Here is a 26,553-nt window from a genome sequence, read left to right as displayed (position 1 = left end):
AAGGTCGGTGCAGGGTCGCTTGGCCTTGCGACAAGAGCCTAACCGGCTCGGGGGCTCCCGCCCGCCGGGCGCCCGCACCCTGGGACGAAAAAGGACCCAAGGGCAGGTATTACGGGACGAAGGGCCTCAGATCTACTGGGTGGTAACCGCCTCCGTGTCCCGAACGCCCTCCCTCTGACACGGCGAAACCCCGGCCCGGCGTGCACGGGGGAGGGCACGTCGGACCGGGGTGGTCACCGCGGGAGGGTCGCCGGGCTCACTTGAGGTGGAGCTGCTGGCCCACGTAGATCAGGTCGGCGTTCTCGACGACGTCCTTGTTCAGGTCGAAGAGCTTCGCCCAGCCGCCCTGGACGCCGTGGTCCCGGGCGATGGTGCCGAGGGTGTCACCGGGCTTGACCCGGTACTCGCCGTCACCCTGCTTGACCGTCTTGCCGGCCGGGGTCACGACGGTCTTCGCGGCGGTGGCCTTCCGCGGGGCCTGCGCGGCGGTGGCCTTCTTGGGGGCCTGGCGCTGCTCGCTGCGGGTGGTCGGCTGGGTGGCCTTGCGCTCGGGGGCGGGGGCCGTGGTGCCACCGGTGTAGGTGGTGCGGGAGAGACCCACGCCGCAGCTCGGCCAGGCACCCTTGCCCTGGCCCGCGAGGACCTTCTCGGCGACGGTGATCTGCTGCGACTTGGACGCCTGGTGGGCGTTGGGGGCGTAGGCGGTGCCGCCGTACGCGGCCCACGTCGACGACGAGAACTGCAGGCCGCCGTAGTAGCCGTTGCCCGTGTTGATGGCCCAGTTGCCGCCGGACTCGCACTGGGCGACCCGGTCCCACTCGGCGCCCGTGGCGGCCGAGGCGGTGCCCGCGGTCATCAGCGGGGCGGCGACGGCGACACCGGTGACGCCGACGAGCGTGGCGACCTGGGTGGCCTTGGAGGGACGACGGTGTTTGCCCTTGCCGGAAAACAGCATGGAGATTCTCCTCACCGACGCCTGCGAGGTGAGCTGTCGGGTTCGGGCCAATGAGTTGCCCGGCCGCGTGTCCTTGCACGCGACTTCACCCCAAGCCGGTCGTCGGCCGTCTCTCGACGGCCGGGGCCGGCACTTACCTTGGGTCCCCCGCTCCTGCCTTCGGCGCTGACGCGACGACTGTTCCCATCGACCGACGGCAGGATTCGGCGTTTCGGTCGACGGGGCCCGCGGTGGCGAGCGGTTAAGACCGTAGACACAGACCCACCGGAAGTTCAAAGAGGCGCATTGCGGAAATTTCGCCCCTCCTTGCCCTCCGGCGGGGGGTGTTTGTGCAGGTGAGAGGTGACGGAGGCAAAGGTCACGGGCAGGACACGCCAGTTGGGGCGAAGAGACCCATGTCTCACTTGCCCAGAACCGGACATTCAGTCCCGAACTACCCTTCGGCCGTGACCGGATCCACCGTCAGTTCGAGGCTCTGACCAGGCAGGATCAGGTCCGGATCGGCGCCCACCGTCTGGCGGTTGGCGTCATAGAGGGCCGTCCACCCTCCGGGCAGTTCGTTCGACTGCGCGATATCGGACAGGCTGTCGCCGGGCCGCACGGTGTACGCGTCCGAAGTGTCCGCACTGTCCTTTGCGCCCGAATTCTTCGCGGCGTCGGTCGCCGGCGTCGAGGTGGAGGCGTCCGCCAACTCGTCCGTGGGCGAGGCATGCTTGCCGGATTCCGGTGAATTGCCCGCCTTGTCGGTTTCCTCCGGAGCGGCGTCGCCCCGATGCTTTCCGGACCCGGGGGCCGTCGACGACCCGTCACCCTCCTCCACTCCGGGGGAAACGGGCATACCGGGCGTAACAGACGTGTCGGGCGTGACCGGCGTCGTGGGCGTGCCCGGCGTCGTGGGCGTGCCGGGCGTGACGGGCACGCCGGGGGTGACGGGGACCGTCGGGGGAAGCGAGGCGTTCGGGTCCTCCGGGACGGCCGGCGCGGTGGGCGTGGCCGTGGCGGTCTTCGGCGTCTGGGCGTGCCGGAAGGAGCCGGCGGAGCCCGACGGGGTGCCGTCGGTCCGGTTGGACTCGGCGACGGGACCGGTGGGGGCCGTGGGGACGGAGGTCGGGCCGGGGTCCACCCCGGTGGCCTTCCCGTCGTTCGTCAGCCCGGCGATCGGCGCGCAGGTGGCCCACTCGGTGCTGCCCTTGGCAAGAGCCTTCTCGGCCACGGCGATCTGCTGGGCGCGGCTGGCGAGGTCGGGGCTGGGGGCGTACGCGAGGCCGCCGTTCCGCTCCCAGCTGTCCTGGGTGAACTGGAGCCCGCCGTACATCCCGTTGCCGAAGTTGGCGCTCCACTGGCCACCGGACTCGCACTCGGCGACCCGGTCCCAGGTGGCCGCGTCGGCGGCGGATGCGGAGCCCGTGGCGAGCAACGGCAGCGCCATCGCCGAACCGGTGACACCGGCGGCGACGACGATGGCGGGGGCCTGACGGGGGCGACGGTGTCGTCCGTTCCCGGAACGCATAGGAGCGCCTTTCGCGTGACGGCTGAGACTGCCGGGAAACGTAGCGGTATTCGAACGCTCATCACAAGTCGGTCGACCCGCGATCACGCGAAGATCACATTTCTGATGCGAAGTCAGTTCACGGGCGGGGAACGGACGGGGAGAATTCCACCGGAAGCGTGCGCAATCCACGCATGATGAGCCCGCCACGCCACCGCAGTTCGTCCGGATCGACGGCAAGTCGCAGATCCGGCAGGCGCGTCAGCAGCGTCGCGAGCGCCGCCTGGCCCTCCAGCCGCGCGAGCGGCGCGCCCAGGCAGTAGTGGATGCCGTGCCCGTACCCCAGGTGCTGGTTGTCGCGCCGGGCGAGGTCGAGCGTGTCCGGCCCGTCGAACCGCTCCGGGTCCCTGTTCGCGGCGGCCAGGACGACGAGGACCGGGTCCCCCGCCGGGATCTCCTGCCCGCCGACGGTCAGCGCCCGCGTCGCGTACCGCCAGGTCGCCATCTCCACCGGCCCGTCGAACCGCAGCAGTTCCTCGACTCCGGTCTCCAGCAGCCCCCGCTCCCCCGCCGCGAGCGACGCCTGGAGCCGCTCGCGCTCCGCGGGGTGGCGCAGCAGCTGGTAGACGCCGTTGCCGATGAGGTTGACGGTCGTCTCGAAGCCGGCGAAGAGAATGATGAAGGCCATGGCGGCGGCCTCGTTCTCGGTGAGGTGCTCGCCGTGGTCGGACGCCCTGATGAGCCCCGAGATGAGGTCCTCGCCGGGCTCCCCGCGCTTGCGGTGGATCAGCTCGGCGAGATAGCCGCGCATCTTCTTCACCGAGCGCGCGACGCCGCCGCGCGGCCCGCCGCCGTGGCGGATCATCATCCCGGCCCAGTCCCGGAAGTCGTCCTGGTCCTCCGGGGGCACGCCGAGGAGGTCGCAGATCGCGTAGATGGGCAGCGGGAACGCGAACTCGTGGATGAGGTCGGCGCTCCCCCGCTCCGCGAAGGAGTCGATGAGCCGATCGGTCAACTCCTGTACGCGGGGCGCGAACTCGGCGACCCGGCGCGGGGTGAACGCCTTCGACACGAGCCGCCGCAGCCGGGTGTGGTCGGGCGGGTCGATGTTGAGCAGGTGGGTCATCAGCTCGGCCTTGCGCTCACCCGGAATGCCCGTCTTGCCCTTGGCGTGCGGGGACTCCTCGTGGTGCGCGGGGTTCTTGGAGAGCCTCTGGTCGGCGAGCGCCTGCCGGGCGTCGGCGTACCGGGTCACGAGCCATGCCTCGACGCCGCTGGGCAGCGTCGTCCGGTGCACGGGCGCGTGCTCCCGCAACCAGGCGTAGGCGGGGTACGGATCGCTGGCGAACTCCCAGGTGAAGAGCTCGGGGGCGGGGGCGGGGCCGGGGGCTGTGCTCACGCCACGACCGTACAGGTCCGCCCCGGACGTCACGTTCGTGGAGAACCTGTGATCAAGGGGTGCAGGTCGTGCCCTAGATTCATGCCGGTGGACCCTCAGCTGCTCAGAGCCACGTTCGCCGTCGTCGAGAGACGCGCCGAACACGCCGTCACCTTCTTCTACTCGCACCTCTTCTGGAACAACCCCGGGGTGCGGGCGCTCTTCCCCGAGGAGATGCAGCCGCAGCGCGACCGGCTCTTCGCGGCGCTCACCCATGTGGTGACGCGTCTGGAGGACCCCGGACTCGCCGGCTACCTGGGCCGGCTGGGCCGCGACCACCGCAAGTTCCTCGCCTCCCCCGCCCTGTACGCCGCCGTCGGCGAGAGCCTGCTCGCCGCGTTCGCGCACGCCGCCGGCGCCGCCTGGACGGTGGAGGCGGAGAAGGCGTGGTCCGAGGCGTACGGCCACATCGCCGAACTGATGCTGGCGGGCGCCGACGAGGCGGCCGCCGCCGGGGAGCCGGCCTGGTGGGACGCGGACGTCGTCCGCCACCGGCGCCACGGCGAGGACCTCGCCCTCCTCACCCTCCGCCCCCGCCGCCCGCTCCCCTACCTCCCCGGGCAGTACGTCAGCGTCAGCTCGCTGCGCGTGCCCCGCGTCTGGCGCACGTACTCCCTCGGCAACGCGCCCCGCCCGGACGGCACCGTCGACCTGCACGTCAGCCGCATCGCGGGCGGCGCGATGAGCACGGCGCTCGTCGAGGAGACCGGCCAGGGCGACTTCCTGCGGCTCAGCGCCCCCGGCGGCGCCCTCACCGCGCGGACGCCGCCGGGCGGAGTGCGCACCTACATCTGCGCGGGCACGGGCTGGGCACCGGTGAAGGCCCTCCTGGAGGAGGCCGCGGCGGTCGAGCCGGACCTCGAGGGCCGGCTCTTCGTCGTGGCCCGCGCCAAGGAGTACCTGTACGGGCGGCCGGACGTGGAGCTGCTGAAGGAGCGGCTCCCCCGGCTGCACGTCACCTACATCACCTCGGCGCCCGGCCGGCGCCGCGACCAGGCCACCGAGCGGCTGGTCCAGGCCCTGCGCGCCTGCGGCCACTGGCAGGCCCACGACGTCTACCTCGCCGGGCCGCCGGCCTTCCTCACCGAGGTCGCCGAGGTCCTGGAGGAGCTGGGCACCGACCCGGACCGCGTCCACCACGACACCCTGCCGACCGTCGGACGCTTCGCCACCCGGCCCGGCACGACGGCCGAACGCCTCCTCGGCCCGCCCCAGGTCCTCTGGCACGACCCCGAGGCCCGGGCCCCGCGCCCCCGCTGAACCGGGTGCCGGAGCCGGGCGCCGGAGCCGGGTGTCAGACCCGCACCGAACCCCGCGCGCGCGTGCGCCAGAAGGCGAACCGCACCAGGTCCACGGCGCACCCGACCGCGACGACCGCGAAGACGGTCCGCGCCCACCACGGGGTCCCGCCGCTCGCCGCCTCCCAGCCGAAGAACAGCGTCATCAGGGCCGTCGTGCCCGGCGCCTCGGCGCACCGGGGCCGCCGTCCCCGGGCTCCGCTCACAGCCCCTCCGCCGCGCGGATCGCGTCCCGGTAGGCACGGCCCGCCGCACGCAGCGCGGCCTCCGGATCCACCCCGGACTCCTCGGCCCCGGCCACCAGGGCCAGCAGCTCGTAGCCGATCCCCTCGCCCTCCGGCAGCGGCACGTCCAGACCGGCCGTCCGCACCCGGCCCGCCAGCTTCGCGGCGAGCGCGAGCCCCGGCTGGCCGAGCGGCACGCCGTCGGTGACGGACTCCCGCCGCTTCTCGACGGCCTTGGTCCGCAGCCAGTGCGCCTTGACCTCCTCGGGGGTCTCGGCGGTCTCGTCCCCGAAGACGTGCGGGTGCCGGTGGACCAGCTTCTCGACGAGCGTCGCCGCCACGTCGTCCACGGAGAACGGCTCCTCCGGGTCCTCCTCGGCGATCCGGGCGTGGAAGACCACCTGGAGCAGGACGTCGCCGAGCTCCTCGCGCAGGGCCTCGCGGTCGTCGTCCTCGATGGCCTCGACGAGTTCGTACGCCTCCTCGATGCCGTACTTGGCGAGGCCCTTGTGGGTCTGCCGGGAGGACCACGGGCAGGAGCGCCGGATGCGGTCCATGACCTGCACCACGTCGAGGAGGCGGGCGCCCGGCAGGTCGTAGGAGCCGGGCAGCAGCTCCAGGTCGGGCATGGTGTGCCGGCCGGAGCCGGCCAGCCGGGCGAGGCCGTCGGTCAGCGCGCGGTCGCCCTCGCCGGAGGGCAGCAGCAGGACCGTGCGGCCCCCGGCGCAGTCGGCGACCAGCTCCTCGGCCGTCGGCACGGCGTGCTCGACGGCGACGCCGGCCTCGCTCAGGTACGGCAGCTGGGGGTGGTGCTCGTCGGGGCAGAGCACCCGGTCCGCGGTGCGCAGCGCCTGCCAGGCGGGCCAGGACAGCAGTCCGGGCGCCACGCGGTGGCTGGCGGTCAGCAGGACGATGCGGCCGGGGCTCTGGGAAGTCACCCCTCGAACCTACCCGGACTCAGGCACCGGCCTCCACGGCGGCCGGGTCCTGGCTGACCTGGCGGAGCCAGGGCGTGGTGGCGGCGGTCAGTCCGCCCCGGCTGGAGTCCCAGGCGCCGTAGCGCGGGTTCACGTCGATGGCGAGGGCCGCGGAGGCGGCCGAGTAGACGTCCGTCCGCTTCTTCTGGCCCTCGGCGCTGTCGGTGAAGCCCAGCTTCTCGGCGATCTTCAGCATGAGGACCTCGTGCCGGATGAAGCCGTCGATCTGGTCGGGCGCCACGCCCCGCTGCTGCAGCAGGATCGCCTCGAAGCGCTCCTCGCCGCCGTTCTCGCGGGTGTAGGCGGTCCGGGTCTGCTGGATGTCGGCCCGGGTGGCGGTGATGCCGTTGTCCGCGGCGACCTTCTCGATGATCCGGTCGATGATCAGGGCGCTGAGCTTCTGCCGGCCGAGGTCGCCGGTGGACCTGAGCAGCTCGGCCGACTGCTCCGAGGACGCCTGTGCGGCCCGCACGTCCTTCACCTGGGCCTGGAGGCTGGAGACCTCGATCCGTTCGCCGCCGACGACGGCCGCCGCTCCTGGGTGGGCGTCACTGCCACACGCGGTGAGGAGGGGGGCCGCGGCGAGGAGCGCGGCGGAGACGGTGAGCGCAGTGCGGCGGTGCAAAGGAGCCTCCCGGGCTGGTCGTGCGTCACGTTGAACGACCTTGCGGTGATCGATGGTAGGGAGTCGCCGGGGCCGGAGCCACTACTTCGGTGCGACTGATTCCCACAACGACTCACCTGTCACCCGGGTGTCGGCCGGTTCCGGACCGCCGCCGGTCTCCTGCAGCAGGTAGTGCGGTCTCCGTTTCACCTCGTAGTAGATGCGGCCGACGTACTCGCCGATCAGTCCGACCATGACCATCTGGACGCCGGCGAGGGCGGTGACGGCGACGAGGAGCGTGACGTAGCCGGGGGTGTCGACGCCGTGGGCGAGGGCGTCGGCGACGATCCAGGCGGCGTAGCCGAGGGCGACGACGAGGAGGAGGAGCCCGAGGTGGACGGCGGCCCGCAGCGGCTTGTTGTTGAAGGAGAGGAGGCCGTCGAGGCCGTAGTTGAGGAGCTTGCCGAAGCTCCACTTGGAACGGCCCTGCTCGCGGACGGCGTTCTCGTAGGCGAAGGTCGTGGTGCGGAAGCCGACCCAGGAGAACAGCCCCTTGGAGAAGCGGTTGTACTCGCCGAGGTCGAGGACCGCGTCGACGGCGCGGCGGGAGAGCAGCCGGAAGTCGCCGACCCCGTCGACGAGCTCGACGTCGACCAGCCGGTTGATGGCCCGGTAGTACAGGCGGGCGGTCAGGGTCCGGGTGACGCGGTCGCCGTCGCGGGTCCGGCGGGCGACGACCTGGTCGTACCCCTCGGCGTGCAGCGCGACCATCCGGTGCACCAGCTCGGGGGGATGCTGGAGGTCGGCGTCCATGATCACGACGGCGTCGCCGGAGACGTTCCGGAGGCCGGCGAGCATCGCGGCCTCCTTGCCGAAGTTGCGGCTGAAGGAGACGTAGCGGACGTGTCCGGGGTCGGTGGCGGCGAGGCGGCGCAGGAGCGGGAGGGTCCCGTCCCGGCTTCCGTCGTCCACGTAGACGATCTCGAACTCGCCGTCGAGCCTGGCGAGTTCGTCGGTCACGCGGTCGTGGAAACGGGCGAGGACGTCCTCCTCGTTGAAGCACGGTACGACGATCGAGAGCAGCACGCGGACCACGACAACGGGGCGCGGTGTCCCGGCCGGTCCGCGCGGATGGCCTGGAGACGACCATTGAATGAACTGGCCCTCCGGGAGCGGATCCGCCGCCGGGACGCTGACATATTCGAGCCGTCATGCCGAACACCACGCGCTCGTGCCTGCTCGCCGCCCTCCTCTCCGCCGCCGCCGTCTGCGGCGGGGACGCCGTCGCCCGGGTCTTCCCCTTCGGCCCGCGTCACCGGGCCGTCAACGACCTGGCCAACCAGTTCGTGCCGTTCCACGCGCACCTCTGGGACCTGCTGCACGGCCGGGCGGACGGCGGGCTGATCGACTGGCAGGCGGGCTGGGGCACCAGCTTCCTGCCCGACTACGGCACCTATCTGTCGAGCCCCTTCGCCCCGCTGGTGGCGCTCCTCCCGCGCGGGGACGTCGAGTACGCCGTGTACGCCCTGACCGTCCTCAAGACGGCGGTCGCGGCGGCGGCCATGACCTTCCTGCTGCGCCGCGTCGGACCGGGCGCCTGGTGGTGGGCGGCGGTCCTCGGCGCCTCGTACGCCCTGTGCGGCTGGTCGCTCGCCGAGGGCACGTACAACCCGATGTGGCTCGACGGCCTCATCGCGCTCCCCCTGCTCTGCCTCGTCGGCGAGTGGTGCCGGGAGGCCCGCCGGCCCCTCGTCGGGCCGCTGGTCGTGGCGGTCTGCTGGGTCGCGAACTTCTACACCGCCTACATGGCGACGCTCGGCGCCTGCCTGGTGCTCCTGGTCCGCCTGGCCGTCACGGGCACCGGCCGGGCGGCGGCGGTACGGGCGCTCGGCCGGGGCGCCCTGACGACCGCGCTCGGCGTCGGCCTCGCCGCGCCCGTCCTCGTCCCGGTGTTCCTCGGCTCGCGCCACGCGCACCCCGGCGTCGTCCGCGACTTCGCCCCCGCGGACGGCACGGACGTGCTCGCGCGCCTCCTGCCCGCCACCTACGGCTTCGCGACCCCGGCGGCCTTCGTCTGCACGGCGGTGCCGCTGCTCGCGGGGACGCTCCTGTTCCGCAGGGACGTGCCCGGCCGGGAGCGGTGGCCGTGGGCGGGGCTGTGCGCGGCGGTGGCGGCGTCGATGCAGTGGGGTCCGACCCACCTCGTCTGGCACCTCTTCGCGACCCCGAACGGCAGCCCCTACCGCCAGACCTTCGTCCTCTCCGGCGTCCTCGTCCTCGCCGCGTGGACCGGCCTCGCACACGGTCTCCCGGACCGCCGGGCGCTCCTCGGCGGCGCGGCCGTCGTCCTGGTCCTCGGCGCCGGGGCCCTGCCCAGCGATCTGCTCACCCCCTGGGCGCTGCTCCTCGCCGCCGGTGGCCTCGCGGCCGTGTCGGGCGCGCTGCTGCTGCCGCGCCGCGGCCGGTACGGGATGCTCGCCGCGGTCCTGGTCACGGGCACCCTGCTCGGGCAGGCGGCGGCCACGACGGCGTACGCGGACCGGGAGCGCCTCGTCCGGCTCGACGACTATCCGCCGTGGGGCGCGGAGCACGCCCGGCGGGCGGCGGCGCTGGTGGCGGCCGACGGCTGGCCGGCGTACCGCACGGACCCCGGGCTGCCCCGGGTGGCGGGCAACGACCCGCTGCTCCTGGGCGGCCAGAGCGCGGCCTACTACAGCAGCCACACCCCCGCCGTGCTGACCGCCACGACGACCGCGCTCGGCGGCGGCTGGACCTCCCGCGGCCGCAACCTCCTCGGCCTCGACAACCCGGTGACGGACGCGCTGTTCGGGGTGGGGGCGCGGTGGCGGGACGGCGTCGTCGTCCGGACCGCGACGTGGCTGCCGCTGGTGACGGTGCGGCCCCCGGGCCCGGCCCCGCGCTACGGCCCGTCGCCCTTCCGCAACCAGGAACTCCTGCTCGGCTCACGGGTGTACGGCGCTCCGCGCGGCGCCGTCTGCCCCGTCGGCACCGAGGTCTTCCTGTGGGCCCCCGACGCCACCGGGACCGCCCGCCTCGGCGACCGCGGCATCCGCCTCCTCGGCGGCCGGCCCCGGCGCAGCGCCGCCCTCGCCTCGCTGGGGATCCAGCGGACACCGGGGACGCCGGTGCTCCTGCGGGACGACCGGGCCGTCGAGCGGCCGGTCCTCCCCGGCACCGGCGCCGAGGTCGGCTGCCTGGACCACGACCGTCTCCGGTCGGCGGTGACCGCGCTGCGCGCCCGGGCCGCGGTCTCCGTGCGCCTCACCCCCGACGGCCTGCGCGCCACGCTCCCGGCGGGCGGCGGCACGGCGGTCGTCGCCACCCCGCGCCTCGCCGGCTGGCGCTGCGACGGCGCCCCCGCCCTCTCCTACGGCGGCCTCCTCGCGGTCACCCTCCCGGCCGGCCGCACGGAGCTCTCCTGCTCCTTCCGGCCGCCCGGCCTCCGCGCGGGAGCCGCCCTCGGCGTCGCGGCGGCGCTCGCCCTCCTGCTCCGCCACACGCCGGGCGCCGCACGGATCCGGCGCCGCGCTCCCGCCGCCCGCGCGGACGGCGGGAGCTGACGCACCGGCGCACCCGCTGGGGGGTGTCCTGTCGATCAGGCCGGGATCCCGAAGAGTTCCTCGCACCCCCGCAGCCCGCTCACGGTCACCTCGGGCCGCTCCGTGCGCTGCCAGTCCTCCCGCGAGAGCCGGAAGCGCTGCGACTCGACGACCTCGCCGCGCAGGACGTCCCGGGTGATGCCGTCCGGCCGGTAGCCGATCTTGCGGGAGACGGTCACCGAGGAGAGGTTCTCGGCGAAGGAAGCGGACGTCGCCGAGACCGTCCCCAGCTCCGCGAACGCCAGGTGCAGCATCCCGAGCCGCATCTCGGTCCCGATCCCCCTGCCCTGGTGCTCGGCGCCGAGCCACGAGCCGGACACGATCTCCCGCCGCACCGCGAACCCGGCGGCCCTCATGTTCTGGACGCCGACGGGCCGCCCCTCGTGGAAGGCGACGAGGTCGAGCGCCCAGTCCTCCGGCGTCCACCGTCCCAGCTTGCCCCAGTACCCCTGGAGGACGTACCGGGCCCGCCCCTGCGGGGGCAGCTCCGTCCACCCGTTCAGGAAGGTCCGGGTGCCCGCGCCGCTCACCCCCCGGGCCGCCACCTCCGCGACCTCTCCGAGCTCGTCCTCGGAGGGGAGCCTCAGTTCCAGGCGAGGGGTCCGTACGCGCAGGGCCTTGAGCGGCCAGTGGTGAGTGATCACCGCACGAGTCTGCACAGCGGCCCCGGGCGGCGCACCCCCGTTTCCGGGAGCGCGGTCCGCCGCTACAGGGCGCCCAGGAAGCCGGGGTCGGCGCCGTCGAACTCGGCGCTCGTCAGGCGCTCCAGGTCCAGGAGTTCCGCGAGGGCCACGACGCGCCGGCTGGTGCCGGCGAGGTCGCGGTGCGCCTCGGCGGACCAGAGGGGCGGGTAGAGGGTGAGGCCCCGGTCGCCGTCGAGCCCGCGGACCTCCTCGCGCCAGCCGGGCCAGCGCAGGTCCTGGTAGAACTCCTCGGTCCCGCCGGACAGCATCCAGGACAGCCAGGCGCCGTAGCCGGAGCCGAGGGCCTCCCAGCGCAGCGCGTCCGGGGCGAAGTAGACGATCTCGCCGGGCCGGCCGGGCAGGCCGACCCGGTCGGCGGGGCCGCCCTGGACGACGAAGACGCCGCCGAGGACGTCGTGGGCCACGACGAGTCCGGCCCGGGGCCGCCAGTGGGGGTCGAACCGGTCCGGGTAGCCGTTGACCCGCGCGATGCCCGGCAGCCGCCGGGAGTCGTCGGCGGCCGGACTGCCGTAGACCCGCAGCCAGCCGTCGTCGACGAACGCGCCGCCGCCGTGCAGCAGGAAGGCCCCGAGGTACGACCGGACGCTCACCTGGGTCTGCAGCAGCGCGGCGGCGCCGACCGCGGGGTCGGCCTCCGGCATCTCGACCGGCACGGCCGCCGCCCGCAGTTCCTCGCCCAGGACCGGCCACGCCGGGTCCTCGACCTCGGTCAGTTCGTTCAGTTCACGCACCGGTGCATGCTCGCACGGCCACCTCCGCCGCCGAACCCGGCCAGGTCCCAGACCTGCTGGTCGGCGTCCCTCTTGCGCCTCGTCATGTTGCCTCCCCCGTCCTCGCGGTGGTCGTCCGCACGGCTCCGAGCCTAGGAAGATCACGGTCCGGGCGCTGTGCCCCCGGCGCTGCCTTCGTTGACGCTCAGCGCACGCGCGCGGAACTCGGTGGGGCTGATCCCGTACGCCTCACGGAAGGTGCGGCTGAAGACGGCCGGGCCGCTGAACCCCCAGCGGGCGGCGATCGCCTGGACGGGACAGGCCGCGAACTCGGGCCGCTCCAGATCGGTCCGGGCCCGTTCGAGGCGGCGGCGCCGGACGCGGGCCTGGACGGTCTCCCCCTCGCCCCTGAAGAGCTGGTGGAGGGCGCGTACCGAGAGGTTGTGGTGGGCGGCGACGGCGACGGGCGTCAGCTCCGGGTCGCCGAGGTTGTACTCGATGAAGGCGTGGACCCGGCGGAGCAGCGTCCGCGTCCGTATCTCGGCGGGGAGCCGGTGCTCGGCGTCGAGGTGGGCGGCGAGGGTGGCGGCCGCGAGGTCGACCGCCGTCGAGCCGATCCGGCGCAGCTCCTCGGGCCCGCACCCGCCGCCGTGGGCGACCAGGGAGCGCAGGAAGTCGGCGAGGACCGCCCCGGCGCCGGTCCCGCCGGGCATCCGGTGGGCGAGGAGGCCGTCCAGCCGTGCGGCGCGCAGGGGCAGGATGTCGCGCGGGAGCTGGAGGATGACCAGTTGTCCCGGCTCGCCCTCGGAGACCGACCGGGCGTCGGAGGGCCGCGAGGTGTCCCAGAAGACCAGGTCCCCGGCCTCCGCCTCGCAGTCGTTGCCGTTCTGGACCAGGGTCATGGCCCCTCGGCTCACCAGGGCGAGCTGGTACTGCTCGGGGTCACCGCGCCGGATCAGCGCGGGGGTGCGGCGCGAGCGCAGGGGCGAGTAAGCGACCCGGGAGACCTGGGGGCCGCCCAGGTCGAGCACGGCCGCCTCCGCGGTGAAGTCGGCGGTCCGGTCGCTGCTGAGGGCGGTGGGCATGACCTCGCGGGAGATCATGTCCGCGAACCACTCGAACCGGTCCCTCTCGGGGAGGTCCCCCGACGACACCACCGACCACATCGCACGCTCCCCCCGGCCGGCCACCTTCACGACGGTGGCCAGAATGCACCGGCTCGAACGGCAACACGGCACCGTTTCATTCCCGTTCACCTCCGGGGCGGACTTTCCGCGCCCCGGGGAACCGTACGGCGCCGGGCAGCACGAGAGGGCCGGAACCCGTCGGTTCCGGCCCTCTCGGAGGTGCGGGGGGTTACTTCTTGACGACCTCTTCGAGGCAGAGGACGAACTTGTCCGAGTCGAGCTGCTGCGCCAGGGCGGAGAGCTCCTGGCCGCACTTGTCGAGGTCGAAGGTGTCGTCGTAGACCTTGACGACCTTGAAGAGGTCGGCCTTGCCGGAGGAGCAGTCCGCGGTGTCGACCTTGGGGTCGTTGTCGGCGCCGGTCACGGTGACGCACTCGCCGGCCTTGGCGTGCACCGGGGCGTCGCCCGTGAGGATGGGCAGACCGAACTTCACGGCGACGGCGATGACGATCGCCGCGATCACGCCGCCGACCTTCTTCAGGACGGTGCTGCCCTTCTTGGCGGGCGCGGCGGGCTGCTGCTCGGGGGTGAGGGGCGCGGACGGCGTCGTCATGAGGGATTCCTTGGGGACGCGGACATGATCAGACGCGAACGTTACATGCGCCAAATCAGACAAAAAGGATCATGAAGATCCACTTCCCGATCAGATGCCGAGTCGTGATCCTGGCGCCCCGTCAGGAGCCCTCAGGGGCGGGGCCCGAGCTGCCGCTGATGCTCCAGCACGCGCCTCAACTCCACCGGAAGCGGGTGATAAGGCCCGTACGCGCGCTCCGCGTCGAACAGCAGCCGCCCGAGCTGGTCCTGCCCTGCCGCGTGCTCGCCCGCCGCCACGAGCAGCAGCCCGACCCGCTGCCGGATGTCGAAGGAACGGACCTGGTCCCGCTCGTAGTACGGCAGGACCGCCCGGAACTCCGCCAGCGCGGCGGCCGTCTCGCCCAACTGCTCCAGACAGAGCGCGGCGTCGTACCGGAACTGCAGCGTCCCCGGATCCGCCGGACCCGCCTCCGCGTCGCGGTCCTCCGCCAGCCGGCGCAGCTCCGGCAGCGCGCGCCGGTACTGGCCGTCGTCCATCAGCGTCGAGGCGTACTGCTTGCGCAGGATGCGGACGACCGGCGACCGCTCCCCGTGCTCGGCCGCCGCCCGGGGCAGGATGCCGCCGAGCAGGTCCACGGCCTGGGTCAGCGACCCCTCGCCCAGCAGCCGCTTCACCTCGTCCACCGCGGCGGCGAGATCGGTGCGCCCGGTGGATCCCGACTGCACCCGGGGGTCGGTACGGGGGTCCGCGGGGCGCGCGGCCGGCGGCGGGGGCGCCTGGGGCGGCAGCTGCACGGGCACCTGCACGGGTACGGCGGCGGGACGCGCCGGCCAGGGCGCGTGCGGCCGCAGGAACGGGCGGGTCGGGTCCATCGGGCCCGTCGGGGCGCCCCGCGCGGGAAGGAGCGGCAGCAGGTGCTCGTACACCTCGTGCGCGCCGGACGGCCTGCTCCGCGGATCCTTGGCGAGCAGCCTCAGGACCAGGGCCTCCAGCACCTCGGGGACCTCGGGCCGCAGCTGCCGGATCGGCACGGGTGGCTCGTACAGGTGCCGGTGCAGGACGCCGAGGGCGGTGGAGCCGGCGAACGGGACGTCGCCGCTGAGCAGTTCGTGCAGCAGGACGCCGAGCGCGTACAGGTCGGTGGACGGGCCCACGGCGCCGCCCATCGCCTGCTCCGGCGCCATGTAGGCCGGGCTCCCGATCGGCGAGCCGGTCTGCGTGAGGCGGGTGGTGTCCGTGTCGAGGACGGAGGCGACGCCCAGGTCGAGGACGGTCACCGACCCGTCCGGACGGACCATCACGTTCCGCGGCTTGAGGTCGCGGTGCACGATCGGCACCGCGTGCACGGCGGCGAGCACCGCGCACAGCTGCGCGGCGACGCAGACGGCCCACTGCCAGGGGTACGGGGTGTGCTCGGCCAGGTGGTCGGCGAGGTCGGCGCCCTCCACGTACTGCATGACGAGGTAGAGGTCGTCGCCGTCGCTGCCCGCGTCGTGCACCGTCACCAGACCGGGGTGGTCGACGTGCGCGGTCACCCGGCACTCGCGCACGAACCGGCGCCGCAGCTCCTCGGCGGCCGTGGCGGGGCCCGTCATCGTCGCCGGCCGGAGCAGCTTCACCGCGACCCGGCGGTCGAGCCGCCCGTCGTAGGCCGTCCAGACCTGGCCCATGCCTCCCTGGCCGATGACGGTGGAGAGCTCGTAACGGCCGCCGATCACCCGCCCGTTCACCGTCGGTCGTCGCCTTCCGGAGTGTCCTTGCGCAGCAGGTCGCTCAGCTCGTCGAGCTCGGCGCGGACCTGCGCGATGCGCGGCGCGGACGGCGTGCCGGGCGGCGGCGTGGCGGCGGGCGGCAGCGGGGTCGCCGGGTGGGGCGCCGGGGGCCGGGAGTCGAGGTACGGGTTGGGGGGCCCGACCGGGCTCGGCACCGTCACGGCCGAACCGTCGGCGCCGTAGGGGCGGTAGGCGGACGCCTGCTCCGGGGCCGCCCCGCGGCGCTCGTAGTGGCGGATCTCCGCGACCAGGTAGTAGGTGACGGAACCGGCCGCCAGGACCGTGATCGTGCCGATCCCGACGAACGCCTCCAGCGTGGTGCCCTCCTCCTCGCCGGTGGCCGCGGCGTACGCGAAGAGGCCCGAGCCGGCCAGGAACGCCAGCCCGAACAGCACCCAGTCCAGCGTGCGGCGGGTCACGATCGCCAGCCTCAGCAGCGGGGCCCAGGCCAGGAACCCGCAGCTGAGCAGCGGGAGCGCGGCGAAGAGCACGCGCAGGGCGATCAGGCCGCCGGAGGCGGGGCTCTTCGGCGGCTGCGGGGCCTGCGGGGGGCCGTACATGTCGGCTGCTCCTGCTCGGACGGATCGGGATGCGAAGACGAGCGTATACACCGATTCGGACAACGGTTCCGGGATACCCGGAACCGTTGTCGAAGAGAGCGGGAAGCGGCCCCCCCGCGGGTCAGGGCGCGACCGTGCCGTCCGCCAGCCCGTCGTACAGGCCCTGCACCAGCTGGTCCCCCAGCCGGGACGCCTCGCGGAGCGCCTGCTCGAAGGCGTCCAGGGCCTGGAACCGCTCGCCGAACCGCCGCTGTTCGGCGAGCGGCAGCCGCGGCAGCTGGAGGCGCCGGACGTCGAGCCGGGTCGCGGTCGAGGCGTAGCTGCTGGCCTGCCTGTTGTTGGCGGTGGCCCGGAGGAATCCGGCCAGGAACCAGGGGTCGAGGGCCGCCGGATCGGGGCGCAGCAGCTGGAGGTTGCGGCCGAGCGCGGCGCCCTCGGCCGAGGAGTCCACGACCCGGACGGCCGCGCCGCCGCCCAGGACGGGGACGACCACGTCCCCGGCGGCGAGCAGCACCGGGTCCTCCGGCGGACCGTCGGGCAGCGTCCCCGACGGAGGCTGGGCGGCCAGCACGTCGTGGTCGGTGAGGACGGGCACCGGGGCGCCGGCGGGGGCCGTGCCCGCGCCGCCCGCGCGCAGGGTCAGGGCACCGGCCCTGGCCAGCTCGCCGACGGTGGTCGTGGGGCGGCCGACCGGACCGCCGCCGGCGGTGGCCGGGTCGGTCACGGGCGGCGGGGTCAGCTCCCTGGTCCGGTGCAGGGTCTCCGTCAGCCGCTCGCGCACCCCGGCCAGCTGGTCGGCTCCCTCGGCGGCGGCCGGCGGCGGCAGGTGGCGGGCCGGCGCGAGGTCGACGTCGTCGTCGAGGAGTTCGATGACGGGGACGGACCGGCTCGCGCCGGGGACCGCGGTGACGCTCCCGTCCCGGTCGAAGGGCTTCCACGCCTCCAGCACGGCGGTGTGGACGGCCGGCCAGTCGATCCGGTCGCGGGTGTCGCGGGCCGGACCCGTGTGCTCGGACGCGGTGTCGACGAGGAGGAGTTCGGCGGGCGGGCGCTCCCCCGGGGCGGGCCGGCGCAGCACCCACAGGTGGAGCGGGATGCCGTACGGGGGCGCGGCGCCGGCCGGGAGGGCGACGACCGCGCGCAGGGCGCCCCGGCGGAGCAGGTCGGCGCGGATCCGGCGGCCGGAGCGGCGCGAGGCGGCGGCGGGCGGCATGAGGAGGACGGCGGTGCCGCCGGGCCGGAGCCGGGCCAGGGCGTGCTGCACCCAGGCGAGTTCGGACTCCGTGCGGGCCGGGAAGCCGTACTCCCAGCGCGGGTCGTAGGCCAGCTCGTCGTGGCCCCAGTTGCGTTCGTTGAACGGCGGGTGGCACAGGACGGCGTCCGCGGCGAGCGACGGGAAGGCGTCGGCGCGCAGGCTGTCGCCGGACCGGACGCGGATGTCGGCGTCGGCGGCGAGCGCCAGGCGCAGGGCGGTGAGCGCGGCGAGGTCGGGGTCGGCGTCCTGGCCGCAGAAGGCGCCGGGCCGGGCGACCGCGGTGAGCAGGCTGCCGGTGCCGCAGGCGGGGTCGAGGACGGTGAGCGGGGCGTCGCCGTCGCCCGTGCGGGGCGGCAGGGCGAGCGCCGCCATGAGGGCGGCGGGGCCGGGCGGGGTCAGGGTGTACTGCCGCGGGTTGGCGTCGAGGTGACGGCCGAGCAGGAACTCGAACGCCGGGCGCACCCCGGCCTCCGCCGCCAGCTCGGCGGCGCCCCGCAGCAGGGGGACGGAGGCGGTGAGCGCGGCGCTGGTGGGGGTGTGGACGGACCGTCCGGGGCCGAGGCGCTCGCCGAGCGTCTCCTCCAGGGCGACGGGCAGCACCTCGACGAACCGGTCGTCGGGCAGCTCGGCCAGCGCGGGCCAGGCCGCGGACCTCTCCCGGACGAGCAGGAGGGCGCAGCCGGCGTGGACGAGGGCCGTCACGGCGCCCGCCGGATGGCCCGCGATCTGCTGCCAGACGCGCTCGCGGAGCGGGACCTCGGCCAGCTTGCCCTGGTCGCGGAGCCACTGCTCGACATCGGCCAGGGCGAAGGAGGGGCTCGTCTCCGTGCCCCCGACGGGCTTGGGGAAGTCGGCGTGGCGGCGGCGCCAGTTGCTGACGGCCGCCCGGCCGACGCCCGCGAGCCGGGCGATCCCGGCGGCGGTCACCTCGGCACCGCCGGGCTCCGTCCCGCCCGCGTCTCCGCCGCCCACGTCTGCTGCGCGCTCCGGCACGTGACCCATCTCCCCTGGTTCGCCCGCTGGCTCGTCCTGCTCGTCCTCGTGTGACCCCAATCCTACTGAGGAACGCGTCGGACACCACTTCACAGTGTGAGTCGATCTGTTTTTCGTGAACCGTGTTGACTCGGTTCACAGCCTCTGCTGTGATTGACCCATCGCGCCAGACAGCCTCATCGTCCGGGAGGACACACCCATGTCGTACGACACCCAGGTCCCGCCTGCCGCTCCGCAGGTCATGCGCAACGGGCTCGGCACCGCCGCCCTGATCCTCGGCATCATCGGCACGCTCTCCGGCTTCGTCCCCTTCTTCTTCTGGCTGGCCGGCATCCTGGGCGTGATCGCGCTGATCCTGGGCCTGGTCGCCAGGGGCCGCGTGAAGCGCCGCGAGGCGGACAACAAGGGAGTGGCCCTCACCGGCGTCATCCTGGGTCTCGCGTCCCTGGTCCTCTCGATCGTCGGCCTGGTCATCGTGGTCACGGCCGTCAGCGACGCGGTCGACGAGATCGACAAGTCCATCAAGGACTCGGCGCCGAAGGACCCCTCCGCGAGCCCGAAGGGCAAGGCCCCCGCGGCCGACGCCGGGAAGAACAAGGGCGCGGGCCTGGCGGACGGCGACACGTCCGTCTACGACGACGACGTCAAGGTCACGGTCTCGGACCCGAAGCCCTTCTCCCCGAGCGAGTTCTCGATCGGCCACACCAAGGGCAACAAGGCGTACCAGGTGACCGTCGTCATCGAGAACGGCGGCAAGGAGAAGTTCGACACCACCCTCGTGTCCTTCAGCGCCACGGCCGGCAAGGACGGCGTCGCCGCCGAGCAGATCATGGACGACAAGGTCGGCGCGGGCTTCGAGGGCACGATCATGCCCGGCAAGAAGGCCACCGTCACCGTCGCCTTCGACGCCCCCGAGGACGCGAAGAACCTGACCGTCGAGGTCAACCCCGGCTTCACCTACGACGCCTCGCAGTGGGAGCTGAAGATCGGCTGACGCGGCAGCACGCCGACCGGCCGCGTCCCCGGCCGACCGACACCGGTCGACTCGGGCCGGCACCGGTCACCACGGTCCGGCACGACCGGGCACACCAGGACCGGGGGCCCTTCGGGGCCCCCACCGCCGTACGACCCCCTCGGAGAGACCCCCATGCGCACCTCCTCCCGCCCCCGGGCCGGCCGCGGCAGGCACGCCGCCGCCGCCCTGCTGTGCGCCGCCGTCGCGGCCGGCGCAGCGGCCTGCGGACCGTCCCCGGACGACGCGAAGGCGGCCGGCTCCCCCGCGGAGCCGACGGGGTCGGCCCGCGCGAAGGCGAGCGGACCCTTCGGGGAGCTGACGGGGTCGCAGATCGTCGACAAGGCGTTCGCGGCGACGAGGGCGGCGAAGTCCCTGACCCTGGACATCGACCTGCGGTCCGCCGACGAGCCGACGAAGGGCTACCTCTCGCTGGACAGCCGGGGGAAGTGCGTCGGCACCCTGTCGCTCGGCACGGCCAGTACGGCCGAACTGCTCAAGGCCGACGACCGCGACGTCTACCTGCGCTTCGACGAGGCGTTCCTGCGCGAGCAGGTCAAGGAGGAGAGCCCGGAGCAGCAGGAGGCCACACTCGATCAGTTCCGCGGGCGCTGGACGAAGATGCCGCTGTCGGACCCCGACGCCGAGGACATGACGGCACTCTGCGACCTGGAGTCGCTGCTCTCCTCGTTCGACGGGGGCGCGAGCGGCATCGTCAAGGGCGGGGAGACCACCGTCGGCGGACGGAAGGCGCTGGCGCTGACGGAGCCGGCCGGCGGCGGCGAGACCAGCACCGTCTACGTGGCGACCGAGGGCACGCCGTACGTCCTGCGGATCGTCACGTCCGGCGGCGACGAGCCGGGGACGATCACCTTCTCCCGGTTCGGCAGGCCGGTCGTCGCGAAGGCCCCCGCGGCGAAGGACGTCGTCGTCACCGAGTGACCGGGCCGGAGCACCCGCGCCCGGGGCGGGGCCGCCACCGGGGGACGGCCCCGCCCCGCGCGCGGGCGGACAGGCGTACGCGTGCGTACGCCCGTCGGTGGTTCAGATGCGGTGACGCACCCAGACGTTGGGCTCGACGTAGACCGCGTATCCGCGGGTGGCCTGGCAGTGGACGGGGACCAGGGCCCCCTCCACCTCGACCGGACCGTCCGCGTCGAAGGGGAGACCCGTCCACTTGCGCCACTGCTCGACGGAGCCGGAGACCGTCATCGACGCGGCGGCCACCGCCTCGATCCTGCCGCCCGCGCGCACGTGGACACGGAGCCACGGGTCGTGCGGCAGTCCGTCGCTCTCCCGGGTGCGGAAGGCGTACTCGTGGATCGAGGTGCCGGACTCCAGGTGCTTGCCGTTCGGCCGGACCGGCGCGACGAGTTCGGCGAAGCCGCGCGCGCCCGCGTTGTCCCGCATGGCGGCCAGCATCCGGTGCGAGACGCCGCGGCCCAGGGCCGTGGTGTCGACCGTGATCTCGATCGCGCTGACCGTGTCGGCCTCCCGGCCGTGCTTCAGGTCGGAGAAGGCCCAGAGGAGCACCTCGTCCCAGCCGCGCGCGGGCAGTTCGCGGCGGCCGTCCAGGTCGAGGCGGAAGGGGACGCTGAAGCCCCGGGCGACGACCTTGCCGTCGGCGTCGGTGGCCACGAGGACGAACTCCGGCATCTCGCGCACGATCCGCCCGATGTTGGCCCAGCCCACCGGGTCGTACATCATGAACTCGGGCCACAGGTCCTGCATGCCCCACATCGGCCCTTCCAGTTCGGGGCGCTCGGCGAGGGTCGATATGTTGAGATCCATGCGGGCAGGATAGAGATCGCTGCGTGCTACACCAACCCGTTTTCGAGCCGGTCTCGGTGCGGGATTTCCCGACAGGTCTTCCCGGCCCGACCGTGCGTCACGGAAGTTTCTGCTGAGGGCACGCCGTCAGGACCCGCTTCATCGCGTCCCGCTCACCCTTCGTCACCCACACCCCGTACTTCTTCTTCACGGCGATCTGCCGTGCCACGTAGGTGCAGCGGTAGGCCCCGTTCGGAGGCAGCCAGGTCGCCGCGTCGCCGTCGGACTTGCGGCGGTTCGTCGAGGCGTCCACGGCGAGGAGGTTGAGCGGGTCGTTGGCGAAGCGGCGCCGGGTCTCGCCGTCCCACTTCTGCGCGCCCTTCTGCCAGGCGTCGGAGAGCGCGACGACGTGGTCGACGTCGACCTTGCTGCGGCCCCGCGCGTAGGCGATGGAGCCGCCCGTGTACGGGTCCTTCGCGAGGGTGCCGGAGGCGACCTTGCAGTGGCCGTCGGCGAAGCGGACCCCGGTCAGGTCGCGCTTGAGTATGTCGTCGCGGGTTCCGCAGCCGTTGCCGTCGACGTCCACCCAGGCGCGGCCGAACTTCTCCCGCTCGTAACCGGTCTTCGGGGCACGGCCCTTGACCGTCAGGGTGTCCACGGCCGCCAGGGCCGTGCCGCGCGCGGCGGGCTTGCCGCCCGAGCCGCCGCCGGGCTCCGGCCTGCCGGCGTCGCCCGGCGAGCAGGCGGTGGCGACGAGGGCCGCGGCGGCGAGCGCCGTGACGGCCAGGAGGCTTCGGCGGGTGCGGTACGTCCGTGGTGTGAACACCCGCGCATCCTAGGGGGTGTCCGAAAAGTCCGGTCTCTACGGCAGCCTTCGGGCCGGGCCGGGCCGGTGCGAGCCGGGCCGGACCGGGCCGGACCGGCCAGGGCCCCGACGTGCCGGTCCGCACCGACGGCCGTTCAGACCTTGCCGATGCCGAGGGTGTTCTCGGACGGGAGCAGGCCCGAGCCGATGGCGGCCAGCCAGGGGCCGCCGAGCAGGTCGGCGAGCCGGGCGGTGCCGTCGGGGCCGAGGGCGGCCCAGGGGGCGGCGGCCAGTTCGTCCGTGCGCCGCTCGACCTCGGCGCGCAGGGCGCGCCCGGCCTCCGTGACGCCGCCGGACGGGTCGAGGAGCCCGCGGGCCGCCAGCCGCTCCCGGGCGGCGGACCACTCGGCGGCGGACCAGCCGCGGCTCTCGAAGACGGGCTCGGGGGCGGCGCCGATCGCGGCGAAGGAGACCAGCGCCTCGACCGGGTCGAGCCCCGCGGCCTGGAGCGCGGCGAGGTGCCCGTCACCGCGGTGTTCGCGCAGGACCGTCGCGGCCTGCCAGAGGACGAGGTGCGGGGCCTCGGGCCAGGGCAGGTCCGCGTTGGCGGCGGCGAGCGGGCGGCCCGCAAGCCCCAGGGGCACGACGGCCCCGGCGGCGCGGCGGGCGAGGGCGGCGGCCTCGGCGAGTGCGGGGTCCTCGACGGCGTCGTCGCCGAGGACGGCCCGGTAGGTGCGGTCGACGGCCCGCAGCCGGGCGGCGAGCACGTCGGAGGGGGCGGCGGTCTCCCAGGCGGCGGGGACGTACCGGGCGACCATCGCCGGGCTGAAGCTGTAGAAGGCCGACGTCGTCGTGGCCGCGCCGGGGGTGCCGAGGGGCGCGGCCCGCCAGGCGAAGTAGGCGGGCCAGCGCTCGGAGGTGTCGTACCCGAGGGCGGCGGCCTCGTCGAACGCCTCGGGGGCGTAGTACACGAGGGCGTGCAGGGGTTCGAGCAGGTGCCACATCTGGCGTACGCGTCCGTTGTCCACGGTCTCCTCTTTTCTCCGCACCCATCGTCTTGTCACTGACAAGATTGCTCCCGCCCCAGGAACTTGTCAATGCCTAGATACGGACTAGGCTGCCCCCATGACGAGCCGGAACAGCTACCACCACGGCGACCTGCGACAGGCCGTCCTCGCCGCCGCCCTCGACGTCATCGCGGCCGAGGGCCCCGGAGCACTGAGCCTGCGCGACCTCGCCCGCCGCGCCGGGGTCTCCCACGCCGCGCCCGCCCACCACTTCAAGGACCGCACCGGGCTCCTCACGGCCATCGCCACCCAGGGGTACGAGCTGCTCGCCGACGCCCTCGCCGACGCCCCCGAGCTGCGCGAACGCGGCGTGCGGTACGTACGGTTCGCCGTCGCGCACCCCGCCCACTTCACCGTCATGTTCCAGCCGGAGCTGCTCCGCGCCGACGACCCCGACCTCGTCGCCGCCCGGGAGCACGCCTCCGCCGAACTCCGCGCCGGCGTCGCCTCCCTGCCGTCCGCGACCGCCGCACCGGACGACGCCGCCGCACTGCCCGGCACCGATCCCGTGCGGGACGCCCCCGACGCGCGTACCGTCGGCATCGCCGCCTGGTCGCTCGCCCACGGCTTCGCGACCCTGCTGCTCACCCACAACCTGGACGGGGCGGTCGGGGAGCGGGAACCGGGCGAGGTCTTCCGGACGTTGACCGGCCTGATGTTCGGCACCGAGCCCCCCACGGAGGGCCGGCACGGATGAACGGATGACGATGGACGCTCGGCTCGGGCGCACGGCCGCCGCCCTCCTCGCCCTGGCCGTCACGGCGACCCTGACCGCGTGCGGCTCGGCCGCCGCGGGACCGCGCACCGCGGCCGCCGGCCCCCACGCCGCGGCCACCGGACCCGGGCTCCCGGCCTCCCCGCCACCCGGCACCGCCCCGCTCGGCGCCGTGCCCCCCGCCCCCCTCGCGCCGGGCACACCGGCCCTCCCCCTCTGGCGCGGCTCCTGGGCGGCCTCGCCGCAACAGCCCCTCGACGTCGCCTGGTCGGGCCGGGGCTTCGCGGACCGGACACTGCGCCAGACGGTCCGCCTCACGGCCGGCGGCGACCGGGTCCGCGTCGAACTCACCAACCGCTACGGCACCACGCCGCTCCGCGTCACCCGCGCCACCGTGGCCCGCGCCACCCCGTCGGGCGACGGCTCCGTCGCACCCGGATCGGTCCGCCCGCTCCGCTTCGACGGCCGGCCCTCCGTGACGATCCCGCCCGGAGACACGCTCCTCAGCGACGCCGCGGACCTCCCCGTCGAGGCCCTCGCCCCGCTCGCCGTCACCCTCTACCTGGCGGAGCCGACCGGTCCCGCCACCTTCCACCGCATCGCCGCCACCAGCCTCCTCGCGGCCGGCGACCACAGCGCCGACCCGTCGGGATCGGCCTTCCGGGAGGCCGGGGGGTCCTGGTACTACCTGTCCGGCGTCGAGGTCTCCGGCGGACGCGAGGCCGTGCGCCGGGGCGGCGTCGTCGCCTTCGGCGACTCGATCACCGACGGCGCCGGCGCCACGCGGGACGCGAACGCCCACTACCCCGACGAACTGGCCGAGCGCCTCGCCGCCGCCGGCCGGCCCCGCGCCGTCCTCAACCACGGCATCAGCGGCAACCAGGTCGTCAACGACACCACCTGGGCCGGCGAGAAGGCCCTCACCCGCTTCCGCAAGGACGTCCTCACCGAACGCGGCGTCCGGACCGTCATCCTCCTCGAAGGCATCAACGACCTCGGTTCGAGCGAGGTCAACCCGCCCTCCACCGCCACCCCCGAGGTCACCGTCGATCGGCTGATCGCGGCCCACCTCACCCTCGTCGCCGAGGCCCGCGCCCACGGCCTCCGCGTCATCGGCGCGACCCTCACCCCCGTGGGCGGCTCCCCCTACGACACCCCCACCGTCGAGGCCAAGCGCAACGCCTTCAACCACTGGGTCCGCACCTCGGGCGCCTACGACGCCGTCGTCGACTTCGACCGCGCCCTCGCCGACCCCTCGGCCCCCCACCGCCTCCTCCCCGCCTACGACTCCGGCGACCACCTCCACCCCGGCGACGCCGGCTACCACGCCATGGCCGAGGCCGTGGACCTCGACGCGCTGTAGCCGCCTCCGGCACCCGGAACGGATCGGCATCCGGACCCCGAACACCTGCCTGACACTCCCTCATGTCCTTTTACACATAAGGGAATAGAAGGAATCGATCACGACTTGAACCTCATGCGCCCCACCGGCGCCACTGATCGAACTCCACGGGGGAGACACCGGATGAACACCCGCACCACCCTCCGGCACACCGCTGCCGCCCTGCTCGCCGCGACCACCCTGACCCTCCTGCCGGCCACCGCGACGGCCACCACGGAATCGGCCGCCGGCCGCCACACGGACGGCGGATGGCGCGGCGCCTGGGCCGCCTCCCCGCAGTCGGCGGCCCAGTCCTTCGTCCCCAACTGGTCGCAGCAGGGCTTCGCCGACCAGACGGTCCGCCAGGTCGTCCGCGTCAGCGCGGGCGGCACACGGAACCGGATCGAGCTGACCAACCGGTACGGCACCGCCCCGCTGCGGATCACCGGCGCCACCGTCGCCCGTACCGCCGACGGCAGCGCGGTCGAGCCCGGCTCCGTCCGCCGGCTCCTCTTCGGCGGCCGGACGTCCGTGACCATCCCGGCCGGCGGCACCCTCCGCAGCGACGCCGCGCACCTGCCCGTCGACGCCTTCGAGTCGCTGACCGTCACCCTCTACCTGGCGGGCGGGACCGGCCCCGCCACCTTCCACCAGTTCTCCACCGCCACCAGCTACCGCGCGAACGGCGACCACCGCGCCGACGTGTCCGGCACCGCCTTCAAGGAGAGCACCGACGCCTGGTACTACCTCTCCGGCGTCGAGGTCTCCGGCGGTCGGGAGGCCGGGCGCGGGAACGGGATCGTCGCCTTCGGCGACTCGATCACCGACGGCGTCGGCTCCACGGTCAACGCGAACGACCGCTACCCCGACGAGCTCGCCGAACGCCTCGCCGCCGCCGGCCGGCCCCGCGCCGTCCTCAACCACGGCATCGGCGGCAACCAGGTCGTCAACGACACCACCTGGGCCGGCGAGAGCGCCCTCCACCGCTTCCGCAAGGACGTCCTCACCGAACCCGGGGTCCGCACCGTCATCCTCTTCGAAGGCATCAACGACATCGGCGGCAGCGGCCCCGCCTTCCCGGACCCCACCCCCGAGGTCTCCGTCGACCGGCTGATCGCCGGCCACCTCGCCCTCGTCCGCGAGGCCCACGCCAAGGGCCTCAAGGTCATCGGCGCGACCCTCACCCCGATCGCGGGCTCCTTCTACGACAGCCCCGAGAACGAGGCCAAGCGGACCGCCTTCAACCAGTGGGTCCGCACGTCCGGCGCCTACGACGCCGTCGTCGACTTCGACCGCGCCGTCGCCGACCCGGCCCACCCGGAGCGCGTCCTGCCCGCCTACGACGCCGACGACCACATCCACCTGAACGACGCCGGTTACGCCGCCCTGGCCGGCGCCCTCGACCTCGACGAGCTCTGACCGATCCGTCGCCCCGGCCGCCCCGGCCGCCCCGCCTTCCGGAGCGGCCGGAGCGGCCGGGAC

Annotated in this window: 24 protein-coding genes and 1 riboswitch; of the genes, 7 read left to right on the top strand and 17 right to left on the bottom strand. The window is 74.2% G+C overall.

Annotated features, from left to right (window positions below):
• Positions 1–256: 256 nt before the first annotated feature.
• The 3 genes from AB0424_RS26870 to AB0424_RS26860 form a co-directional block, all read right to left on the bottom strand.
• Complete coding sequence (locus tag AB0424_RS26870; RefSeq protein WP_366309121.1) at positions 257–955, bottom strand: transglycosylase family protein; 699 nt, start codon at positions 953–955, stop codon at positions 257–259.
• A gap of 3 nt (positions 956–958) precedes the next feature.
• Positions 959–1,130: riboswitch (cyclic di-AMP (ydaO/yuaA leader) on the bottom strand.
• Between the two features lie 258 nt (positions 1,131–1,388).
• Positions 1,389–2,465: a transglycosylase family protein gene (locus AB0424_RS26865; RefSeq protein ID WP_366309120.1), complete on the bottom strand. Its 1,077-nt coding sequence runs from the start codon at positions 2,463–2,465 to the stop codon at positions 1,389–1,391.
• Between the two features lie 118 nt (positions 2,466–2,583).
• Positions 2,584–3,843 carry a cytochrome P450 gene (locus AB0424_RS26860; protein WP_366309119.1) on the bottom strand — a complete coding sequence of 420 codons (1,260 nt, stop codon included), beginning with the start codon at positions 3,841–3,843 and terminating at the stop codon, positions 2,584–2,586.
• A gap of 87 nt (positions 3,844–3,930) precedes the next feature.
• On the opposite strand from AB0424_RS26860, the gene AB0424_RS26855 reads away from it, so the two are divergent.
• Positions 3,931–5,142: a globin domain-containing protein gene (locus tag AB0424_RS26855; RefSeq protein WP_366309118.1), complete on the top strand. Its 1,212-nt coding sequence runs from the start codon at positions 3,931–3,933 to the stop codon at positions 5,140–5,142.
• 34 nt (positions 5,143–5,176) lie between these two features.
• On the opposite strand, the gene AB0424_RS26850 is transcribed toward AB0424_RS26855, so the two are convergent.
• The 4 genes from AB0424_RS26850 to AB0424_RS26835 all read right to left on the bottom strand — a co-directional run bounded on the left by AB0424_RS26850 (position 5,177) and on the right by AB0424_RS26835 (position 8,071).
• The gene (locus AB0424_RS26850) at positions 5,177–5,386 is read right to left on the bottom strand and encodes a hypothetical protein (RefSeq protein WP_366309117.1); all 210 of its coding nucleotides are present in this window, start codon (positions 5,384–5,386) and stop codon (positions 5,177–5,179) included.
• Complete coding sequence (locus AB0424_RS26845; RefSeq protein WP_366309116.1) at positions 5,383–6,342, bottom strand: nucleoside triphosphate pyrophosphohydrolase; 960 nt, start codon at positions 6,340–6,342, stop codon at positions 5,383–5,385. Before AB0424_RS26845 ends, AB0424_RS26850 begins: the two co-directional genes overlap by 4 nt.
• Before the next feature lie 19 nt (positions 6,343–6,361).
• Positions 6,362–7,006 carry a SurA N-terminal domain-containing protein gene (locus AB0424_RS26840; RefSeq protein WP_366309115.1) on the bottom strand — a complete coding sequence of 215 codons (645 nt, stop codon included), beginning with the start codon at positions 7,004–7,006 and terminating at the stop codon, positions 6,362–6,364.
• Between the two features lie 81 nt (positions 7,007–7,087).
• Positions 7,088–8,071: a glycosyltransferase family 2 protein gene (locus AB0424_RS26835; protein WP_366309114.1), complete on the bottom strand. Its 984-nt coding sequence runs from the start codon at positions 8,069–8,071 to the stop codon at positions 7,088–7,090.
• A 125-nt stretch (positions 8,072–8,196) separates the two neighbouring features.
• Here AB0424_RS26835 and AB0424_RS26830 point away from each other — a divergent pair, with 125 nt between their 5' ends.
• On the top strand, positions 8,197–10,566 hold the full coding sequence (locus AB0424_RS26830; RefSeq protein ID WP_366309113.1) for a YfhO family protein: 2,370 nt from the start codon (positions 8,197–8,199) through the stop codon (positions 10,564–10,566).
• 35 nt (positions 10,567–10,601) lie between these two features.
• On the opposite strand, the gene AB0424_RS26825 is transcribed toward AB0424_RS26830, so the two are convergent.
• The 7 genes from AB0424_RS26825 to AB0424_RS26795 form a co-directional block, all read right to left on the bottom strand.
• Complete coding sequence (locus tag AB0424_RS26825; protein WP_366309112.1) at positions 10,602–11,249, bottom strand: GNAT family N-acetyltransferase; 648 nt, start codon at positions 11,247–11,249, stop codon at positions 10,602–10,604.
• A 62-nt stretch (positions 11,250–11,311) separates the two neighbouring features.
• Positions 11,312–12,040, bottom strand: coding sequence for a DUF2625 domain-containing protein (locus AB0424_RS26820; RefSeq protein WP_366309111.1), 729 nt, complete (start codon positions 12,038–12,040; stop codon positions 11,312–11,314).
• A gap of 140 nt (positions 12,041–12,180) precedes the next feature.
• Positions 12,181–13,185: an AraC family transcriptional regulator gene (locus AB0424_RS26815; protein WP_366309110.1), complete on the bottom strand. Its 1,005-nt coding sequence runs from the start codon at positions 13,183–13,185 to the stop codon at positions 12,181–12,183.
• Positions 13,186–13,375: 190 nt separating this feature from the next.
• Positions 13,376–13,759: a hypothetical protein gene (locus AB0424_RS26810; protein WP_366309109.1), complete on the bottom strand. Its 384-nt coding sequence runs from the start codon at positions 13,757–13,759 to the stop codon at positions 13,376–13,378.
• Positions 13,760–13,890: 131 nt separating this feature from the next.
• The gene (locus AB0424_RS26805) at positions 13,891–15,471 is read right to left on the bottom strand and encodes a serine/threonine-protein kinase (RefSeq protein ID WP_366309108.1); all 1,581 of its coding nucleotides are present in this window, start codon (positions 15,469–15,471) and stop codon (positions 13,891–13,893) included.
• Entirely contained in the window at positions 15,468–16,073 is a 606-nt protein-coding gene (locus tag AB0424_RS26800; protein ID WP_366309107.1) for a hypothetical protein, read from the bottom strand. Before AB0424_RS26800 ends, AB0424_RS26805 begins: the two co-directional genes overlap by 4 nt.
• Positions 16,074–16,194: 121 nt before the next feature.
• Complete coding sequence (locus AB0424_RS26795) at positions 16,195–18,255, bottom strand: N-6 DNA methylase (RefSeq protein WP_366309174.1); 2,061 nt, start codon at positions 18,253–18,255, stop codon at positions 16,195–16,197.
• Between the two features lie 265 nt (positions 18,256–18,520).
• On the opposite strand from AB0424_RS26795, the gene AB0424_RS26790 reads away from it, so the two are divergent.
• Together AB0424_RS26790 and AB0424_RS26785 are read left to right on the top strand one after the other, a co-directional pair.
• A complete protein-coding gene (locus AB0424_RS26790) occupies positions 18,521–19,315 on the top strand; it encodes a DUF4190 domain-containing protein (RefSeq protein WP_366309106.1) in 795 nt (264 codons plus the stop codon).
• Positions 19,316–19,468: 153 nt separating this feature from the next.
• The gene (locus tag AB0424_RS26785; protein WP_366309105.1) at positions 19,469–20,275 is read left to right on the top strand and encodes a hypothetical protein; all 807 of its coding nucleotides are present in this window, start codon (positions 19,469–19,471) and stop codon (positions 20,273–20,275) included.
• Positions 20,276–20,377: 102 nt separating this feature from the next.
• On the opposite strand, the gene AB0424_RS26780 is transcribed toward AB0424_RS26785, so the two are convergent.
• The 3 genes from AB0424_RS26780 to AB0424_RS26770 form a co-directional block, all read right to left on the bottom strand.
• Complete coding sequence (locus AB0424_RS26780; protein ID WP_366309104.1) at positions 20,378–21,124, bottom strand: N-acetyltransferase; 747 nt, start codon at positions 21,122–21,124, stop codon at positions 20,378–20,380.
• 97 nt (positions 21,125–21,221) lie between these two features.
• On the bottom strand, positions 21,222–21,929 hold the full coding sequence (locus AB0424_RS26775) for an HNH endonuclease family protein (RefSeq protein ID WP_366309103.1): 708 nt from the start codon (positions 21,927–21,929) through the stop codon (positions 21,222–21,224).
• Between the two features lie 134 nt (positions 21,930–22,063).
• Complete coding sequence (locus tag AB0424_RS26770) at positions 22,064–22,912, bottom strand: hypothetical protein (RefSeq protein WP_366309173.1); 849 nt, start codon at positions 22,910–22,912, stop codon at positions 22,064–22,066.
• A gap of 121 nt (positions 22,913–23,033) precedes the next feature.
• Here AB0424_RS26770 and AB0424_RS26765 point away from each other — a divergent pair, with 121 nt between their 5' ends.
• The 3 genes from AB0424_RS26765 to AB0424_RS26755 all read left to right on the top strand — a co-directional run bounded on the left by AB0424_RS26765 (position 23,034) and on the right by AB0424_RS26755 (position 26,490).
• Positions 23,034–23,672, top strand: coding sequence for a TetR/AcrR family transcriptional regulator (locus AB0424_RS26765; RefSeq protein WP_366309102.1), 639 nt, complete (start codon positions 23,034–23,036; stop codon positions 23,670–23,672).
• A 4-nt stretch (positions 23,673–23,676) separates the two neighbouring features.
• Positions 23,677–25,053, top strand: coding sequence for a GDSL-type esterase/lipase family protein (locus AB0424_RS26760; protein ID WP_366309101.1), 1,377 nt, complete (start codon positions 23,677–23,679; stop codon positions 25,051–25,053).
• Positions 25,054–25,215: 162 nt separating this feature from the next.
• Positions 25,216–26,490 (top strand): SGNH/GDSL hydrolase family protein, encoded by a 1,275-nt coding sequence (locus AB0424_RS26755; protein WP_366309100.1) that lies wholly within the window; start codon positions 25,216–25,218, stop codon positions 26,488–26,490.
• The last annotated feature ends 63 nt before the right edge of the window (positions 26,491–26,553 follow it).

It is taken from the genome of Streptomyces sp. NPDC051180 (assembly GCF_040689545.1).
In the GTDB taxonomy this organism is placed as follows: Bacteria; Actinomycetota; Actinomycetes; order Streptomycetales; family Streptomycetaceae; genus Streptomyces.
Note: the sequence above shows the minus strand (reverse complement) of the source record. Positions and strands in the feature narration are given on the sequence as shown.